This is a genomic window from Mesorhizobium sp. WSM4813, from assembly GCF_055811555.1.
On sequence record NZ_JBVVQU010000001.1, the window covers coordinates 175,547 to 191,576 of the forward strand.

Consider the following 16,030-nt stretch of genomic DNA (forward strand, 5'->3'; position numbering starts at 1 on the left):
GTAGCGTAACCGGGTGCAAGTCAGGTGCGGTCGTCTATGCAGCGCCCCTGTGGGTTGGCAAAATTGCCGCCCTCGGCTCTGTTCCTCAACACTCAAGGAAACGCCGTTAGCGTGACCCGATTGACGGCGGTTTTTGCCGATGCGTTCCGGGCGGCCGGCGTGACGGGAACCTTGCATTATCTGAGGCACACATTTGCGATGACGATGCTGGTACGATTGCAGCGGCAGGCAGCGACCACGCCGGACCTCAATCCGCTGAGATCGTGCAGGTTGCTTTGAGCAGTCCACAGCAGACACTCTGAGTCTAGATTATCCGACAGAGCCGAGGGCCGACTTCCTCGAACCCGTTCCGCAGATAGAAATCGAGCGTGCGCTTCCATTTTGGTTGCCCGGGCGCTCCAACCTCAAGTCGCTTCCAGCCACGAGCACGGCTTTCCTGCGAGGCGACCTCAAGCAGATGAGGGGCAATCCCTTTGGAGCGCATGTCGGGTCGAACATACAGCTCCGAAATGTAGCCGAACTTGCCTCCTGCATAGATCGCCGTGCATTCATTCAGCACCATGATGCCGACCGGCTCGTCATCTGCACTTGCGATCACAGCGACCCCGCCAGCGTCGGCAAGCACCGTCTCCGCGCTTTGTCTGACGACGTCGGGCGTGGGCGCTTTCCCGCCAGTGAGTTCATCGAGTAGCGCGTGAATGAAACGGGCGACCGTCTCTGCGTCCGTTGCGTTGGCGCTGCGAGTAGATATGGAAGGCATATTCTCTCCTGGTAGTGGTCAAAATTCCGATTCCTGCTGCCATCCGCGCAGGTCCGACTCACTTTTAGATGTAATGTTTGGCTAATGAACAGCATTTTTTCATTAAATTATGCTAAAAGACTGCAAAACAAATATTACAAGTATGCAGGATTCCGGATGACTTGAGACATTTTCACATCAAAGGAACCGGGTTACTTCGTTGTCGATGAGAATTTGAGAGCAGTGGCCGTCGACTTGACTCGTGAGTCCAATCGTCTCCTTGGGTCGGCTTGGCCACCAAGGTGGGCATCATCGGACAAATGAACTCCAGCCGGCCAGCACCGGAACTCACTCGTTTATGCACAGAATCGAGTCTAGGCCCGTCCCATCTGGTGGCTAGTGGAACGGATTGTGATCGTTTACTAAATTAGCAATTCTGCACGAAACGGCTTATTGTTGGTCCCAGCCGGCGGACACGACCACACCCCGCCGGTTAGGCCCGCCGGTCGGTTGCCTACCCCGCAGCGGCTGTCGGGCCGTCCCCATCACAGTTCGGACAATCAACGTGAGCCGAGATAGAACCAACAACCCCGCAACCGGGATCAAGGGCAAGCGCCACGGGCCGCCTGTGAACGACGAAGCAGAGCATTTCGAGTCTGCCCTGTCTGTGGCCTCACGTTCGACAAGCGAAACCGTGGCGAGGTGCTGCATCATTATCTCCCCGAACATGAGCCGTTGAAGCTCGATGGATAAATGGCCCGTCTTTCCCATATAGGGCCATGACACCTCCTACTCGGGCGAGAGATACATCTCCGCCTCCTTAGCGGCAGCCACGAAAGCCTAGCGACGACATGAGGGTCAATCCGATCGCCCTCCATCGCTAACAGGCAAAGCGTCCACGCCTTGTGCCAGCGAGGTCCTCTCCGGGTCCACCTCTTGAGCTGCTCAAGGGCTGCCCTCGCATTGTTGCAGCCATGCCTGCCGCCGTCCGATCAATCTTCACGAACACCCGAGGGACAAACCAAAGGGTTGTCATGAAGGGTAACTAGAGTGGGTCGGAATATTTGGTAGAAATTTCTGAGCGGGCCGCGATCGGGTAGGGCTGCGCGGGCATCCAGGAGACCTAACCAAAGTGGCGTAATACCTCCTCCTCCTCGGCAGCAGCCAGGAATGCCTTACGGGCCTCCTCAGCTTCCATCTTGTCGGCAATCACGGCAATGCAAACGCGCAGCGCGAGGTTCCTCTTGGGGCCACGCTTAGTGCAGTTCAGGAGTTCCTCAACTGCTGCCTCAGCAGTGTCGACGCTGCGCGTCTGATCGGGAGGCTCAGTTCTCACGCTGACCGAGGGGCTGAAAAAATGCGGCACGTTGCTGGGAACTAGGGCAGCCGCGGTCTCCTCAGCCCATTCTTGCTCTCGCCGCTCAAGCTCCTCCTGAAGCTCCACCGCTAAAGCAGCAAGCTTCGGCGGCAAAGGTCGGTCGTCCAACAGGCTTAGCTGCTTGCGCAACTTCCGACGATTATCTTCCGAACTGATCAATTCTCGGAAGGAACGATTATCCCTATCTCGGGTGGCCATAACGGTTCGCCTTAAGCTTTTTACGCAACTCATTTGGTTGCTGAAGGTTCCCGGAGGCGGCCGGATGAGTTGTCACAGCATTATTCGTTAAGGTCGAAGGCTACTGCGCGTCCAAACGCCGGAGCGGTCGCCACGATAACGTCGACCAGGGCCGTGTTACTGATTTCGAGGTCAGGGCCATCTTGGCGAACCGCAGCTATAACGGCCTTGACGGAGACTGCGCCACCGTGCGGGACCTTCTGGATGGCCTCGTGCACAAGCTCCACGGCTATGCGCTCGCAGTCCGTCTCGATGTCCACCTGAGGCCTCCCTGGACATAAACCCAAGCACCCATTTGTTGGCACGCCGCTTGTAAAAATCAACAACCAATTTCGTACAATGGGACCGCGAACAACTGTGGCAAGGACAACCGGCTCGCGCTAGATTGAACGGCTACTACCCGCCCTTATCGGATGCCACCGACAGGCCGAGGGCAGTAGCTGCTTCTATAGGCGCAGCGTGCCGAATATGGTCGATGTCGCCTTGATCGAAATGCTGTCCCCACGGTCAGCCCTGTTGAGGATTGCGATTATTGCGTGCTCTTCAATTGGACCAATCCCTTTGCACACTCATCCAACTCTCCGAACAGCTCTTGTGGCATTTCTGCACAAGAGATGCCGAAGGGACGAACTTCCCCTCCAACCAACTGTTTCATCCGGAAACAAAAAAACCCGCCGCACAGGAGAGCGACGGGTCGACCAAGCGACCACCGAGCGCGGGGTGGGTCGGGATTTGCCCGGTGCGCGGATCGTGAAAAAATCATACGCGGCCGGGTGCGTCGCGTCTACCAACCGGCAGTTGGCCTTTTCGGCACGGCGGACTTAATGTGGCGCTTTGCCCCTATAGGGTTTCGCGGTCGCCCATACCTTCCGGGAATTGAGCGCTTGAGAGCGAGCAACGTGCTTCCGCCTAATCCGCCTCTGGGCACCATCACCTTGCTGAGGTGTTGATGCAGCTGAAAAACCAGCAAAATTAAATGCTTAGGCTACCCGAGTGCTACGCACAGGTGTTACACATGGTCCTAGCTATGAGCCGTCCAACAAAGCATCGCAAGACCGGCGTTTGCTGGTTCCGAAAGCGGGTTCCAGCCGACATTGCCGTGTTGACCGGCCGCTGAGAAGTCAACAAGACGCTGGGAACTAAGGAAATACGCAGAGGTGCTTGCGGAGTTTGAACGCGAGTGGGCGCAGCTTCGGCTCGGAAATCGCTCGGTCAATGGAACCAGCTTGGGTCGCCCTGCTGCTGCCGGTGTAGATGCGCTCACACCGCGCCTCATCACGGACCGGGAGGCGCACCGTTTTGCCAAGGCCGTGCACGACGAATGGCTTGCAAAATTCTACGACAATCCGAGTGAACAGCTCCACTGGCACACCGAGCTGTACGAGGGCATGTGGAAAAATATCCGTTGCCATCAACCGATCCAGTTGCTGGAGTGGAAGGCATCGCTGATCCCATCCCGGGGACAATGCCAATCGAGAATGTCTTTTGGAAATCGATGAGGGATTGATGCATCGGCAGGGCTAAGGGTATCCTAGCCGACAACGGCTACAGTGACGATCCGTGGAGCATCCACAAAACTGCACTTGCAGTGAGGTCCGCTCTGCAGCGAGCTAGTCTAACGCTGCAAAGGCTTGAACGCGGGGAGTTTGAGCCAAGCGCGGAGCCCAGGTGGCTTCATGGTTCGGCAACTACTCAGCCAGCCGTCAGTCGCTCGCCGAAGACCGCGGCTTACGGCGAAATCAATCGCCCATGATGACAACCAGGCACCCGAGGACCACCGCCGCCAAACTGTCCGGGACTTAGCGAAACGCCTGTCCGCGACTTAGCGGAATCCCTGTCCGGCTTTTACGAATACGCATACCGGTCACCTTCCGCCCTTCCATCGCTTAGAGGGTGCGGCATTCACCCCGGATTCGGTGATCCTCGGTTCGCCGGGGTGGCTGGTCTCGCACGAAGGGGGCGAGCATGCCCGGTTACGCACGATCGTGGCGCCGGTCTTCAAAAACCGCAGGGTGAAGCTGCTCGCAGCAGGTCGAGGCGATCGCCGCGCAGTTGTTCGAGACGCTGGCGACCCAGCCCCAGCCCGCCGACCTGCGGCGCCACCTCTCCTTTCCGCTTCCGGCCATGGTCATCAGCGCGCTGATGAGCGAAGGCGCAAGCACGCTGAGCGAAGCCGAGCGGGAACAACTACCGGGATTCCCGGCGGACCGTGACGACCTGGCCCGACTTTACACCTTTGAGCCCGGCGACCTCGATCTGATCCGGCGTTGCCGAGAGGACCGCAATCGCCTCGGCCGGCACTCCTCCGACTTGAACGTGACAGTCGATGCGTCGGATTGTCCCATCGCAATTTCTGACATCCCAGCGTCCCTCGCGAGCGCTCGCAATTCGGCTGGAGGTGCCAGACAGAAAGTTCGAAAAGCTTCCAAGAACCCCAGTTAAGCTTCTTTTCTTATCATTTCTACAACACTTAGCAGACATGAGAAACTTCCAAGTTTTGCACGTAGGCGGATGATCCACGTGGCACTCAGCCTGTAGATTATCCGCACTCTATCTAACGAGTGGGACCCTGGGCTCAAAACTCCCGGTCGGTGTATACCCAAGGGCCTGCTTCCTCGATCCGAAGCGCCGCATTGGCGACGGTCTCGTCGTCGGCATCGGGATAGTTCTCGCGAATCCATTCCTCCGCATCGATGTTCCAAGCCTCCACGAGATCGCCGGCATAGTGCTGGTGGTCCAGCGCTAGCCCGAGGTTCTCTTGGCTGCGGAAATCAGCGACGATTCCGTTTGCTAATGGAATGTCCATATCAGGCCTCTTGGTGAGTCGGGATCGATGATCCTACGGGCGGGAGTGCCAACCACGCAAGCAAATCTCATCGAGTCATGAATATGTGTTCTCGCGTGTGTAGTTTCAGAAAGGGAGCGGCAGGGCTTGAACCCAGTGCATTGCCGCAGCAGCTGCACCTTGAAGTAGCTCATACAGCTGGCCAGCGTATGCAATAACGACAGCACCGACCGCACCCGGTATCAGACCTTGAATCCCAGCATCGACGGTTGCATTAACACGGTCCACTAACCAGCCTCCAATGGTCCCTGCTACGCGCCGGAGCACGGTGCTGCTTGCGTGAACAGCTTCAATTGCAGGCTCAGGTGCCTGAGCTTGATGGCGAAGTTCCCCGATAGCGCGCTGAATTTCATCCAAGTCGCCTCTGGTAACAGGAAGGTCATCGATCGGACTTGGCGGATTGTTGTGGCCGATCATCCCCCGATCGCGTTGGCCGGCTCTGATCAGGTCTTCAAGTCTATCTAGGCGCTGAAGCATTTCCTGTCGAAGTTGTTCGACCGTCAGCGCGTCATCGTCCTCTACATCTTCAGGTGGGATGATGTCCGGCAGGGGATCGTTGATGCTATAGATTCCGTCGTTCTCTTCGTATGGCGCGTCATTCCCGATGTCGGTCGGAGCCCAGTCATACAAGCCGTCCTTTTCAATTTCCTCTACGGCTTTCTGCATCGTGTCGAAGTCGACAACCTCGGAAAACGTGTCCTGAATCTCTTCATCCGCGTTGTAAGGGCCACCCCAAATCCATTGGTAACCGCCCTCTGCACTTTCGTAGGGAGTCTTCTCGGCCGGATCTTCGAAGTGCTCCTGAAACCACGTAACCATAAGCTCGACCTTGGCAGCCCGAGAGAGCCTACGAAATCTAGACTTCGTGAACTCTTCCTCGCCGATTGAAATGAACGGTTTACGTGCCATGCCTCTCCTCGCCCTTGGCCTATATGCCAGTTTCTAGCCGCAAATGAACAGCCGCCGGGGTGGAGACGGCTCACAGCCAGCCAGTTTCGGATATGATTCAGTATCACTATCATCTTTCCGATCTTGATCGCCGAAACCCGCTCCCGACCATCGGGAGAAGCATCGGCGGTCACACGCCACCGATCCGCGGAGCGCGTTCCGGGAGATCGGATGTAGGGCCAAGCTGGGGAAGGATTCGAACGGCACTTCTGGAGACCGTTGTGGCGGCATCGACGCTGTGCCATTTGCAGCGGGCCAATTCTCGCCCTATGGCTCCGTTTACCTCTGGCTGCAATCACGATCACCGCGACGGCGAAGCCGAGCGGCCGCAGCTGGCTGGCATCCTCTTGTGTTTTGATGGTGGAAGGTCCGGCGCCAGACCGGGAAAGCCACCGCGGAAAGAGCGGGGTTGGCTTGCTCCTGGCGGATGCCGGCAGGGGTGTTCTGCCCAATAGCGATGCGCAGATGGCCGAAATTCATGACCGGCGCCCTAGATCTCAATCGCTGCGCAGAATGCGTGCTTCGAGCGCGGCTGCCACGAAAGCTCGTCGAGCGGCTGGTGGATGGGTCTTACCGCGTAACACCTGCAGACAGGTGTCCATCGCTATTCTGCGTTTATTGGTCTCATGATGCAGATCCCGGAGCAAGATAGCGGCTGCGTCGTTGACGTCCAACACGATCCGCTCCGAGCTCCGGCGGCTAACCTGAACAATGACTGGCCTCTCAAATCTGATCTAGCCGGTCATCTCTCCCCTCCTCCACAGCCACTATGAGGCAAACAGCCCCGGGTCGCATTTATTTACTCAGCCGAACCCGACCACTGCATCTGCACCGCCGAACCTGGCCATTGGCGACCAAGCGATCGCCATGAGCTGCGTCTGGCCATGGTCAGGGTTGCGTGCGATCTGCGGTTTTGTAGTCGGTGGTGAGGAACTGCTTCTCATTCGCGTGCTCTAGCTGAAACCTGGACATACTGCACTCTTTGACGCGCCTCGCGCCAGTCTCAAACACGTCGTCGAAGTCTACACCTGCACTTTTCCACTGCCCGATCTGCAGGCGGCGATCCACTGCATCGCGGAGGTTGGATCTTCCAATATGGCGACCCGCTTCGCAAAGCCGAAAAAGGCATTGCGCGCCGTGCTTACCGGCTTGCGCCCATCGTATGCATCGTAGCATGCCCTGAGGGCGGCTTCGTGGATCAGGTCTCTGCGATCTTCCGGCCATTCATTGAGAAAATCGATTGCATCCGCAAGGCCGGCAATCTCTTGGATGATGTGCGTAGCGCGCTTCACGAAAAGGGGGCTGCTGAAAGCCTCAGCGTTCATTCGTTCCTCCAACCTTCCAAATAGCCGATTTGCGGGAAGAGGCGCCGCACCGACGCGGCGACCATGGCACAGTGTGTTGTCAGGGCGATGACGGTTCAAGAAGAAGATCCGCGGCTGCGGCCGGGTGTGTAGCGATCCGCCAGCAGATCGTGCAATGGCTTGGTTGCTATCAAACGCGGTCGTCACTATTAAGCTATGAATTGATTCTGCACCGCCTAATCTAAGCCCGCAGGAGCGTTTTCATGACCGAAGAAGCTGAGACGAAAGCTGACAACCTCATCGAACTCCGCCCATGTCGTCTCAGCCTATGTTTCGAATAATCCGGTTCCCGTCGGTGATCTGCCTGGGCTTATCGGCCAGATCCACATCGCATTGAAAGGCACTACTGGTGGTACCGCACCAGAAAAGTCGGAAGCTCTCAAGCCTGCCGTACCGATCAGAAAATCGGTTACACCCGATTACATTGTCAGCCTTGACGACGGCAAGAAGTTCAAGTCGCTCAAGCGTCACCTGGCTACCCACTATGGCCTTACGCCCGACGAATATCGCGCGAAATGGGGGCTGCCGGCGGACTATCCCATGGTGGCGCCGAACTACGGTGCGGCGCGCTCGGCATTGGCCAAGACCATGGGTCTGGGCCGCAAGCCGAAGGAACCGGGAGCGCCGGCACTGCCAAGCGTGCCCGCAAGAAAGCCGCAGCCTGACCGCACTTTGTCCGGATCGATCGAGCGGATCCGGCATCATTTCGCACTTGCGATATAAAATTTGTGCATTGCAATATCCGCAGCTATCGGTATGATCATGTTGTCGGCCATCTACTCCTCCCAGATGTGGTGCCGACGCTGAATGGGGCGCACCTCCTCCCGCGTCTCATTCGAAATAGAGCCCGCTGCCACCTCCTCCCGGCAGCGGGCTTTTTCTTTGTCTGAGGCGCGATTTCGGTCCCAGGACCATCGCATTTAAGCGAGGCGAATTCCCCGAACTTCCAGGCCTTTCTTGCCCTGCCCGCATTGAACAAACACCTTCTGACCCTCCACATTGTCATCGATTTGCCCGAACCATCTGCCGCGAGGGCAGCAAATCCAGGGATGCGATTTCGATGACGTTGTTCGCTCAAGCCAAGCACAGCACGAGCGATCGGTCACGCAAGCGACGCACACGTGCGAGAACCCCGCAAGGGTCGATTTCGAGCGCTTCGGCTACGTCAAGGAACTCAATGAAGTCCATGCGACGTTCACCGCCCTCATACTTGGCCACGAAAGACTGCGGGCAGCGAAGCGCTTCGGCAACCTTGGCCTGGGTTAAGCCCTTGTTCTTGCGCGCCGCTATCAGCTGTTCCAGCAGCCGGCGTTGGCGGGCGATCGAAGGATCTCGGCATCAGACGATGCATTAAGTCTATTCCGATCGCGGATCGAGCATCCTTGCCGGCTCAACCTCCAGCACCGTAGCGAGCTTCTCGACCATGTCGATGGTAGCAGCATATACACTGCGCTCAAGAGCGCTGATGTAGGTTCGATCAACACCAGCTTCATGTGCCAGCGCCTCCTGCGAGAGCTTCTTTTTCTCGCGAAGCCTACGCAGATTGCGGGCAAAGACCTCTCGGATTCCCATACGCGAGAGGCCACCCTCTTGTTGAGGATTTCACCACGGAGTATACTCTACAAACTAGGAGCAACTGGCACGAGCATCGACTTTGCCCGAACTACCTGCTGTTAGAGTTCTCGACTTCCCGGATGCGATCTGACGATGACTATCGCTCAAGGTCAGCGCTGTAGGTCACGCAAGCTGCGCCAGGGAGCGAAGCCGAATGGTCTAGACCCATGTCGAAGAAAGCGGGCTCAGTTCACTGGCGCGCCATCAAAATCCATTTCGGCAATCCGGGATGGGCCGGATCGCCTTTGTTACTGCGGCGGCCGAATCAACTCACAAGGATCAACGTCAAGCGCTTTTGCGAGCCGGCCAAGCACACTGACGCTTGCGGAAACCCGAGCACGCTCGATCGAACCAACATAGCGCATGCTGAGCTCTGTGCGGGCAGCCAATTCTTCCTGCGTCAGGTCCTGATCATGGCGCAAACGACGCATGTTGATCGCCATGACCTCCTTGAGGTCCATGGCAAGATAGGGACCAGAACCGGAACTATCGTTCTAGGAACGATCGTTCCTATTCGATATGATTAGCCCAACGAGGAGATGTCTTGCCCTATCCGATGACGACAAACCCGAACCGCAGGAGGTCGCGATGAAACCTAAAGTTCAAGACGAAGTCCCGTGGTCGGACCGTCTGACCGCTTACGACAACGAGCACTTCACGATCTATATGAGGCTCCTGGACGCGTCCGCCGACGATGCCAGCGAAGACGAGATGGCGCAGCTCGTCCTCGGCATCGATCCGATGCGAGAACCTGAGCGCGCCCGAATGGCGGTTCGCAGCCATCTCGATCGGGCAAACTGGATGGTTACGACTGGATACAAAGAACTGTTCGCGCGCTGACCGGCCCCAGGTGAGCTATTCCAATTACTTTCAGGCGAGGAACTCCAGATAGCCACGATCCATGAGCATGTGACCGCGCCGGACAGCACGGGGAATGCGATCGCGAAGGTGGTTGCGCGGATCCGTCCAGTCGTCGACCTGGACGCGTTGCCGGCCCAACAGGGCCCTTGCGATTTGACGGTGCGATGCACCGCCTAGCGAGCCGTCAAGCGCCTGGATGACAAAGCGCAGACGGCTGGCGCGGGCCTCGGGCGGAAACAGCCTGTCGGGAAGTTGTCCGGTCGCGTGAAGAGCATTGAGGCATTCGAAGCATTCAACTGCTGTTCAACCGATCGGCGGGCCAGATCGCGTCGACGGAAAGCCGAACGGGGCGCAAAACGTCCGCGCCCTGCACAACCAGTTGTAAATCCGGTGAGCATTTCGCAGCATGATATGCCGGCGACCGTCCGCCGTGATCACGAGTGCCGCCCGACATGGCAAGGCAACGAGATCAAACGAAAGCGTTTCGGGCGACAGTGCCTTTTCCGCAATGACCGGCAGAACATGAGGGCATTGGCGGAAGCACCAGAACACAAACGCATCATGCCTCAACGAGCTTGCGAACAGGAGCCCCCACCGCGTCAGATCGGCCGACGATCTCACCACTTCTATGCCGAAGCGCCTTTCTGCAAATTCTGCGTGCTCAAGCGCGTGCCTCAAGTCACGCTGGAAGGCCGGATTGCGCCGCACGAATTCCCAGGCCCAGCCGCGTTGCGTCAGGTGCCGCGTATAGCGATAGGATTTCTCATCCTGCCAGTCCGGCCCGTCGGCGTCATTATCTATCATAACCATGTCAGGCGCCCGTGCAGAGTACAGGCGCCCACAGCACGGGACCGCCAAGATCGCCATTGTGGCGGACCGCAGCAAGGCTCGCCTCTGAGACATCCAAAAAGCCGGCAACGGCGCGCGTGGTGCCGATTGTCTGGGGCTTACCTATCCGGACCAGCGGCCATCCGGCGCGACGCAGGATTCGCTCCTTGCCCAAATCCGTAACCGTGACGAAATGGGTGAGTTGCCGTGACAAACCGAACTCGATCATGCCAGCGAGAAGTTCATACAACAGCTATACTCCCACTGCCCTTCGGTGCAGACGGTGGGAGATCAAGGGCGAAACGGCTGCTTCCCAGACACTCGGTTCCTCGGGTGCCGCTCTCCCTTCCAATAGCCTCGAAAAGACATCTCGCAGCATCGTCGGCCCCGTCGAGGGCAGAAGGCGTACGCCGCCCCCGACGCGACCGGCGGAATCGCGCAACACGAGATAGTGCGGTTCCAGGGAATCGAATGAATCGATCTCGAAGCCGCCGGTGGTGCGCACGTTCCAGTCGAGCCGTTCCTTGAAGACGCGGTAGCGCACGCGGTGCATTTCGTGAACTTCGTCGGCAAAGGCGCCGTACCAGCCGGGCGCAATAAGTTCAATCATGATGGTCTCCTCGCAGGTATGACCCTGCCATTGGAGGCGAACCTTCATGCCGCGATTGCCTGTGCAATTGCACAGGTGGATCAAAGAGGGATTCTGTTCCTCAGAAAATTGATGATCGAGAGGAGGCCAGCAGCATCACCGCCTGATTTTTGGTGCGCACGCCGAGCTTCTTCTTGACATTGTCCAGATGGAAAGCGGCCGTGCGCTCCTTGATCCCCAAGATGCAGCCGATCTCCCAGGCGGACTTGCCCTTCGCCGTCCATTGCAGGCATTCGTACTCACGGGGCGTCAGCAAAACGCCGTCCACCGCCAGACCACCCGAAAGCTTGCGGCGAACGCCAATGTGAAAGCACGTCGCCATAATCTCGAGCGTCTGTTCATATTGCTCGGCGATGCGCAGGAAAGTCGGATCAAGCCTGTCTGCCGCGAAGGTCATCGCAGCGACACCACCGCGGCGATCGAGAAGTGGAATCGTCAGTCCGCAGCAGATGCCGAATTCGGCAGCCTCATCGAAAAGCTGTTGCTGTCGCTTTGAAATGCCGGCATAGCCGAAATCCGGTCCCCACCGGAAGGGAAATCCGCTGTATCTTGCCCATCCTATGACCGGGTCGATCCTTTCATATTGGTGGCGCAAGTAGTGCGACGTCCAGCTGGAATGATAGTTCGATATCAGCCTCGGCTTTGTGACGCCATCAGGCACCAGAGACAGGTAGGCGAATGCGCGAATGTCGAAGGCGCCGACCGCGTTAGCCAGTGCGTCACGCAAATCGACCTGATCGACGCTCAAAGACAATTGTTCCAGCAAAGTTTTGAAGACGAGCTGCATTTTCTCCTGCGGCTGTTTTCAATTAAACCTGGGACTTTCTGCTTCTTGGCAGCTACGGCGAGAAGACTCGCCTCCGAGATAAGACGCTGGAGAAATTCACCGCGATGATTGCTCCCCCGACTTTCGATCATGTGAAGGGAGATGTGTGCGACCTCGACGCCGGCTGCCGTAAGCCGCGCGTCGGAAGCTGCGATGGTGGGCGGTTGGCATGGCGTAATAAAAATATCGAAGCTCGATGTGCTATCCGGATATGCAGATCTCGGACTCTCGATTGCGGGCGCGCCACAATCACCCTGATCCAGCGGGTCAAAAAAGGCGCCCTGCCGGCGGGGAGGTACACCGGCAGGGCGCGCCGCACAAACGCCCTGGTCGTTGGGCAACAGGACAGCGGCGGCAGAACTGATTTGGTTATCGCTTGCGATCGAAGTTATCCGAAGCATGCTTAGAATCTGACGGCTTGTAGTTTAGCAGTTTCGGTCGGCTCGGCGCGAAATGCGCTGTCAACCCGTCTTCAACATCGGGACACCAATGAGCGACGAGCCCTAACGACAGCCTGACGTCAAAGCGTCTGGCCTGAGGGAAAGTTCATCCAAGGGACCACTACATTGGTTACCCGGGACGGCGTCGACCTCCGGCTCGTTCCCGTCGGCGTTCGCATGTTCATATCGCACCCTCGGCCTTCAACGCGCGATAGGTTGTCTCGACAGATTTAGCAGTTGCGTCGACGATTATGTCGATCTCCTTTCGGGTGATGATCAAAGGCGGGGCAAAGCCGAGGATATCGCCATGCGGCATGGCGCGGCCGATGACACCGTTCTCGAACAGAGCAGCGGCGGCGCGAACGCCGACCTGCAGATCGGATTCAAACGGTATCCTCTGTTTTGGATCTCGCATCAGCTCTACGGCGGAAAGGATTCCGACACCACGAACCTCGCCGACGATGGGATGTCCCGCCAGTTCGGCATTCATGCGGGCATGCCAATACGGTCCGACGTCGCGGACATGCTCCAGGATATTTTTTTCCTTTAGGAGTCGAATATTGGCGAGTGCGGCCGCAGCGCAAAGTGTGTGACCCGAGTATGTCCAGCCATGGCCGAGGGCGCCGTGCTTCTCTGTTCCTTGTTCCAAGACCGACCAGACGCGGTCGCCAATGATTGACCCGGAGATGGGCAGGTAGGCGGAACTCAAACCTTTGGCGATGGTCACGAAGTCCGGCCGCATGCCATAGAGGTGGGAACCGAATTTCTCACCGGTTCGTCCAAACCCGCAGACCACTTCGTCGGCGATGAGGAGGATATCGTACTTGTCGAGCACGCCTTGGATAGCGGTCCAGTATCCTTTTGGGGGTGGAACGATACCGCCTGTCCCAAGCACCGGCTCTCCGATAAAAGCTGCGACGGTCTCCGGGCTTTCAGCGAGGATAAGGGCTTCAAGTTCATCCGCGCAGCGTTTCGAGAACGCTTGCTCACTTTCGCCGTCATGCGCCTGGCGATAGTGGTGCGGCGTGGTGGTATGGCGTACCAAGTCCAGCGGCAGGTCGAAGAAATTATGGAAGAAGGCAAGGCCTGTCAGGCTCCCGGTGACCAGCCCAGACCCATGATAGCCGCGATGACGCGAGATGATCTTCTTCTTTTCAGGGCGGCCGAGGATGTTGTTGTAGTACCAGACCAGTTTGATATTGGTCTCGTTGGCATCGGAACCGGACAGGCCGAAAAAGACCCTTCGCATGTTTTGACCAAAATATTCGACGACGGCCTCTGCCAAGAGGGCGACTGGCTCCGTACCCTGACTTGCATAGACATGGGCAAACGGCAATTCGTGCGCCTGCCTGGCAATGGCCTCGGCAATTTCCGTGCAGCCATACCCCATATTGACGCAGTAGAGCCCACCGAAACCGTCGAGGCTCTTTCGGCCTTCGGTATCCCAGATGTACACGCCTTCCGCACCGGCCATAATCCGGTTTGGCGTCTCGCCTCGGCTGTGCTTGGCCAGATGCGTTGACGGATGAAAGACGAAGCTTCGATCCTTTTCTCTGAGTTGCTCGGTTCCCAGATTGCTCAAGCGCATGGTCCCTCTCCTCGCCATAGTTGGCGGAGGCACTTGGCCAGCCGCCTGTTTAGCAAATAGCATACTTGAAACGTCTCTCGAGTTTCTCGGGAATGCAGGTTATTCGCCGCGGAATTCGCGGGATCGACCCCCGATTGCCGTGAAAACTAAGGCGCTACCTTCGCCTTTGCCGATAGGGTTGAATTGGTCTCACTGATTCTGCGACGACAGGGCGAGTCCTGGAAACATGAACAGCTTACGACGCGCATGCGCCCAGCATAGCGCCGATTTTAGCGGTCGCGGTCCCCTGGAGGAGCGGGTTGTTGCCGCTATATGCAACGGTTTGCAGGATGCCGTTAAAGGAAGAATTGCGCTCGGGACGCTGTTCCCGCCGGTCGCGCGAGGTACGATAGAGCGCCGCCGGCGATGTTCCGCCGAACGGCCGGTTATCCCTGACATGGGTTCTGATGGTCCGGATCGGTTTTGCTCTTCGCCCAGGTGGTGGCGCAGGTGATCAGGGGCAAGCACATTCGCCTCGATTAGCGCATGCACCGGGTTCTGTGCCGCGGCACAGGCTTCAACCCGGTCGGCCGGCGCCGAGAGGCTGAGGTCGTGCCCCCGCGCATTGCGATCGCTTTGCAGCGGCTGGTGCTCGGCAAACTTCTTAAAAGGATAATAGCCAGCAGCTTCGGCCCGGCAAAGACGCGGTGAGAGCGCCTCGCTATCGACATCTTGATTCGCAGCCGACCAGCGCCGCCAAGTTCGGTCGTCACTGTGTTGCTCTTCTTGCGATCGCATTTTCGTGGTTGCTGCGCAGGGCGGGTTGCGCAGTCCGAGCGGCGGCTCGCGCGACGCGGGCGAACCGACAGAACTCTTTGCGCCGCCCGGAAAAGCTACCTCCATCAATGCTGGCCGATCGTGCAGTCTTGAAACGCTGGCTCCAGCCTCAAACGTCACTGCGACCAGCCGCTCCTTTTCTCTCGAAACCAGCGCCCTCGTCCGACCTGATCACTCGATCTGATGTTTCGAGCAGGGATCCTCCTAGTGGCCTAGTGGTTGGAGTCATGACCTGCAGCCTTCAGCCAAACTCAGCAAATCGGACGTTCTCCGTGGATTATTATCAGCGGCTCGGCAAACTCGGAACACGCCGGCAGACGCTGCTAAGGTTAGTCGCGCCAGCGGATTGCGAGGATCTTCAGGTTAAGGACCTTAGGTAGGGCGATCATAATCCAAGATCCCGGTAGGTGCTTTCGCCATAGCTCCTGGCGCCATCGGCACGCTGAGCGTTTGAAAGCCGATGAAATTCGTTAGGCCAATGGGCAAGCGCGTGCTTGATAGCCTTCATCTTGAACGGCACGTGCACAACGCATTTGTCCCTGATGATGGGCGGACAGATCGCATCTTGTTGTCGCGAACCGTTGAGGTTTGCTGCGATTATCGGAAGAGCTAGATCAAGTGCCAATTCCATTTCCCAGCGCACGAAGCGATAAAGGTTTTTCGTTTTCTCACCGATCAAGACAAGTACCTGGCTCGATCCATTCATTCTGTTGCGAAGATTGCGTTTAACATAGTCTTCGTCCTGTGCTCGGCTCGTCATATTGTCCAGATCGTGAGCGTTCGCGAATTCAAAACTCACATTCTCGCTGGCATTCCACCCTTTCATAAAGCGGTATGCCCAAGCGTCTTCATCGCCATCAAATATTACATAGGTCGGATCGCTGTATGCCATTGTTG

General features: G+C 57.7%; 18 protein-coding genes and 6 pseudogenes. 6 read left to right on the top strand and 18 right to left on the bottom strand.

The window, feature by feature from the left end; translation table 11 throughout:
- Positions 1 to 111 precede the first annotated feature (111 nt).
- On the top strand, positions 112 to 279 hold the full coding sequence (locus AC0L25_RS00840) for a hypothetical protein (RefSeq protein WP_473593782.1): 168 nt from the start codon (positions 112 to 114) through the stop codon (positions 277 to 279).
- Positions 280 to 304: 25 nt separating this feature from the next.
- Here the strand turns inward: AC0L25_RS00840 and AC0L25_RS00845 are convergent, their stop codons facing one another.
- From AC0L25_RS00845 to AC0L25_RS00855, 3 genes are all read right to left on the bottom strand, one after another.
- Entirely contained in the window at positions 305 to 760 is a 456-nt protein-coding gene (locus tag AC0L25_RS00845; protein ID WP_473593783.1) for a GNAT family N-acetyltransferase, read from the bottom strand.
- Positions 761 to 1,862: 1,102 nt separating this feature from the next.
- Positions 1,863 to 2,315, bottom strand: coding sequence for a DUF982 domain-containing protein (locus AC0L25_RS00850; RefSeq protein WP_473593784.1), 453 nt, complete (start codon positions 2,313 to 2,315; stop codon positions 1,863 to 1,865).
- 80 nt (positions 2,316 to 2,395) lie between these two features.
- Positions 2,396 to 2,614, bottom strand: coding sequence for a hypothetical protein (locus tag AC0L25_RS00855; protein WP_473479244.1), 219 nt, complete (start codon positions 2,612 to 2,614; stop codon positions 2,396 to 2,398).
- An 897-nt stretch (positions 2,615 to 3,511) separates the two neighbouring features.
- Between AC0L25_RS00855 and AC0L25_RS00860 the strand changes: the two genes are divergently transcribed.
- The 3 genes and pseudogenes from AC0L25_RS00860 to AC0L25_RS00870 all read left to right on the top strand — a co-directional run bounded on the left by AC0L25_RS00860 (position 3,512) and on the right by AC0L25_RS00870 (position 4,796).
- Complete coding sequence (locus AC0L25_RS00860) at positions 3,512 to 3,853, top strand: hypothetical protein (protein WP_473593785.1); 342 nt, start codon at positions 3,512 to 3,514, stop codon at positions 3,851 to 3,853.
- Between the two features lie 396 nt (positions 3,854 to 4,249).
- Positions 4,250 to 4,499: pseudogene (locus AC0L25_RS00865) on the top strand (cytochrome P450); the annotation flags it as partial.
- Positions 4,497 to 4,796: a DUF4158 domain-containing protein gene (locus tag AC0L25_RS00870; protein ID WP_473593816.1), complete on the top strand. Its 300-nt coding sequence runs from the start codon at positions 4,497 to 4,499 to the stop codon at positions 4,794 to 4,796. The pseudogene AC0L25_RS00865 and the gene AC0L25_RS00870, both read left to right, overlap by 3 nt.
- Before the next feature lie 133 nt (positions 4,797 to 4,929).
- Here the strand turns inward: AC0L25_RS00870 and AC0L25_RS00875 are convergent, their stop codons facing one another.
- The 4 genes from AC0L25_RS00875 to AC0L25_RS00890 all read right to left on the bottom strand — a co-directional run bounded on the left by AC0L25_RS00875 (position 4,930) and on the right by AC0L25_RS00890 (position 7,472).
- Positions 4,930 to 5,160 (bottom strand): hypothetical protein, encoded by a 231-nt coding sequence (locus AC0L25_RS00875; RefSeq protein ID WP_473479240.1) that lies wholly within the window; start codon positions 5,158 to 5,160, stop codon positions 4,930 to 4,932.
- A gap of 105 nt (positions 5,161 to 5,265) precedes the next feature.
- A complete protein-coding gene (locus AC0L25_RS00880) occupies positions 5,266 to 6,108 on the bottom strand; it encodes a hypothetical protein (protein ID WP_473593786.1) in 843 nt (280 codons plus the stop codon).
- Positions 6,109 to 6,644: 536 nt separating this feature from the next.
- Positions 6,645 to 6,881, bottom strand: coding sequence for a DUF982 domain-containing protein (locus AC0L25_RS00885; RefSeq protein ID WP_473593817.1), 237 nt, complete (start codon positions 6,879 to 6,881; stop codon positions 6,645 to 6,647).
- A 288-nt stretch (positions 6,882 to 7,169) separates the two neighbouring features.
- Positions 7,170 to 7,472 carry a DUF982 domain-containing protein gene (locus tag AC0L25_RS00890; RefSeq protein ID WP_027056410.1) on the bottom strand — a complete coding sequence of 101 codons (303 nt, stop codon included), beginning with the start codon at positions 7,470 to 7,472 and terminating at the stop codon, positions 7,170 to 7,172.
- 242 nt (positions 7,473 to 7,714) lie between these two features.
- Here AC0L25_RS00890 and AC0L25_RS00895 point away from each other — a divergent pair.
- Positions 7,715 to 8,176 (top strand): annotated as a pseudogene (locus AC0L25_RS00895) (Ros/MucR family transcriptional regulator).
- Between the two features lie 409 nt (positions 8,177 to 8,585).
- Here AC0L25_RS00895 and AC0L25_RS00900 read toward each other — a convergent pair.
- The 3 genes from AC0L25_RS00900 to AC0L25_RS00910 all read right to left on the bottom strand — a co-directional run bounded on the left by AC0L25_RS00900 (position 8,586) and on the right by AC0L25_RS00910 (position 9,586).
- Positions 8,586 to 8,834 carry a helix-turn-helix domain-containing protein gene (locus AC0L25_RS00900; protein ID WP_473593818.1) on the bottom strand — a complete coding sequence of 83 codons (249 nt, stop codon included), beginning with the start codon at positions 8,832 to 8,834 and terminating at the stop codon, positions 8,586 to 8,588.
- A 33-nt stretch (positions 8,835 to 8,867) separates the two neighbouring features.
- Positions 8,868 to 9,083, bottom strand: a complete 216-nt coding sequence (locus tag AC0L25_RS00905) for a helix-turn-helix domain-containing protein (RefSeq protein ID WP_473525300.1) — start codon at positions 9,081 to 9,083, stop codon at positions 8,868 to 8,870.
- Positions 9,084 to 9,373: 290 nt separating this feature from the next.
- Positions 9,374 to 9,586 (bottom strand): helix-turn-helix domain-containing protein, encoded by a 213-nt coding sequence (locus tag AC0L25_RS00910; RefSeq protein ID WP_065012446.1) that lies wholly within the window; start codon positions 9,584 to 9,586, stop codon positions 9,374 to 9,376.
- A 127-nt stretch (positions 9,587 to 9,713) separates the two neighbouring features.
- On the opposite strand from AC0L25_RS00910, the gene AC0L25_RS00915 reads away from it, so the two are divergent.
- A complete protein-coding gene (locus tag AC0L25_RS00915; RefSeq protein ID WP_065012453.1) occupies positions 9,714 to 9,965 on the top strand; it encodes a DNA -binding domain-containing protein in 252 nt (83 codons plus the stop codon).
- Positions 9,966 to 9,995: 30 nt separating this feature from the next.
- Here the strand turns inward: AC0L25_RS00915 and AC0L25_RS00920 are convergent.
- The 8 genes and pseudogenes from AC0L25_RS00920 to AC0L25_RS00955 form a co-directional block, all read right to left on the bottom strand.
- Positions 9,996 to 10,244 (bottom strand): annotated as a pseudogene (locus AC0L25_RS00920) (DNA -binding domain-containing protein); the annotation flags it as partial.
- Between the two features lie 45 nt (positions 10,245 to 10,289).
- Positions 10,290 to 10,889 carry a transcriptional regulator domain-containing protein gene (locus tag AC0L25_RS00925; protein WP_473593787.1) on the bottom strand — a complete coding sequence of 200 codons (600 nt, stop codon included), beginning with the start codon at positions 10,887 to 10,889 and terminating at the stop codon, positions 10,290 to 10,292.
- Positions 10,798 to 11,472, bottom strand: a pseudogene (locus AC0L25_RS00930) (acyl-homoserine-lactone synthase). Before AC0L25_RS00930 ends, AC0L25_RS00925 begins: the two are co-directional and overlap by 92 nt.
- A 52-nt stretch (positions 11,473 to 11,524) precedes the next feature.
- Positions 11,525 to 12,250 carry a helix-turn-helix transcriptional regulator gene (locus AC0L25_RS00935; RefSeq protein ID WP_473593788.1) on the bottom strand — a complete coding sequence of 242 codons (726 nt, stop codon included), beginning with the start codon at positions 12,248 to 12,250 and terminating at the stop codon, positions 11,525 to 11,527.
- Between the two features lie 660 nt (positions 12,251 to 12,910).
- Positions 12,911 to 14,317: an aminotransferase gene (locus tag AC0L25_RS00940; RefSeq protein WP_473593789.1), complete on the bottom strand. Its 1,407-nt coding sequence runs from the start codon at positions 14,315 to 14,317 to the stop codon at positions 12,911 to 12,913.
- Positions 14,318 to 14,542: 225 nt separating this feature from the next.
- A pseudogene (locus tag AC0L25_RS00945) lies at positions 14,543 to 14,770 on the bottom strand (IS66 family transposase); the annotation flags it as partial.
- A 47-nt stretch (positions 14,771 to 14,817) separates the two neighbouring features.
- A pseudogene (locus AC0L25_RS00950) lies at positions 14,818 to 15,003 on the bottom strand (IS66 family transposase); the annotation flags it as partial.
- Positions 15,004 to 15,518: 515 nt separating this feature from the next.
- Positions 15,519 to 16,025, bottom strand: coding sequence for a TIR domain-containing protein (locus tag AC0L25_RS00955; protein ID WP_473479216.1), 507 nt, complete (start codon positions 16,023 to 16,025; stop codon positions 15,519 to 15,521).
- Positions 16,026 to 16,030 lie beyond the last annotated feature (5 nt).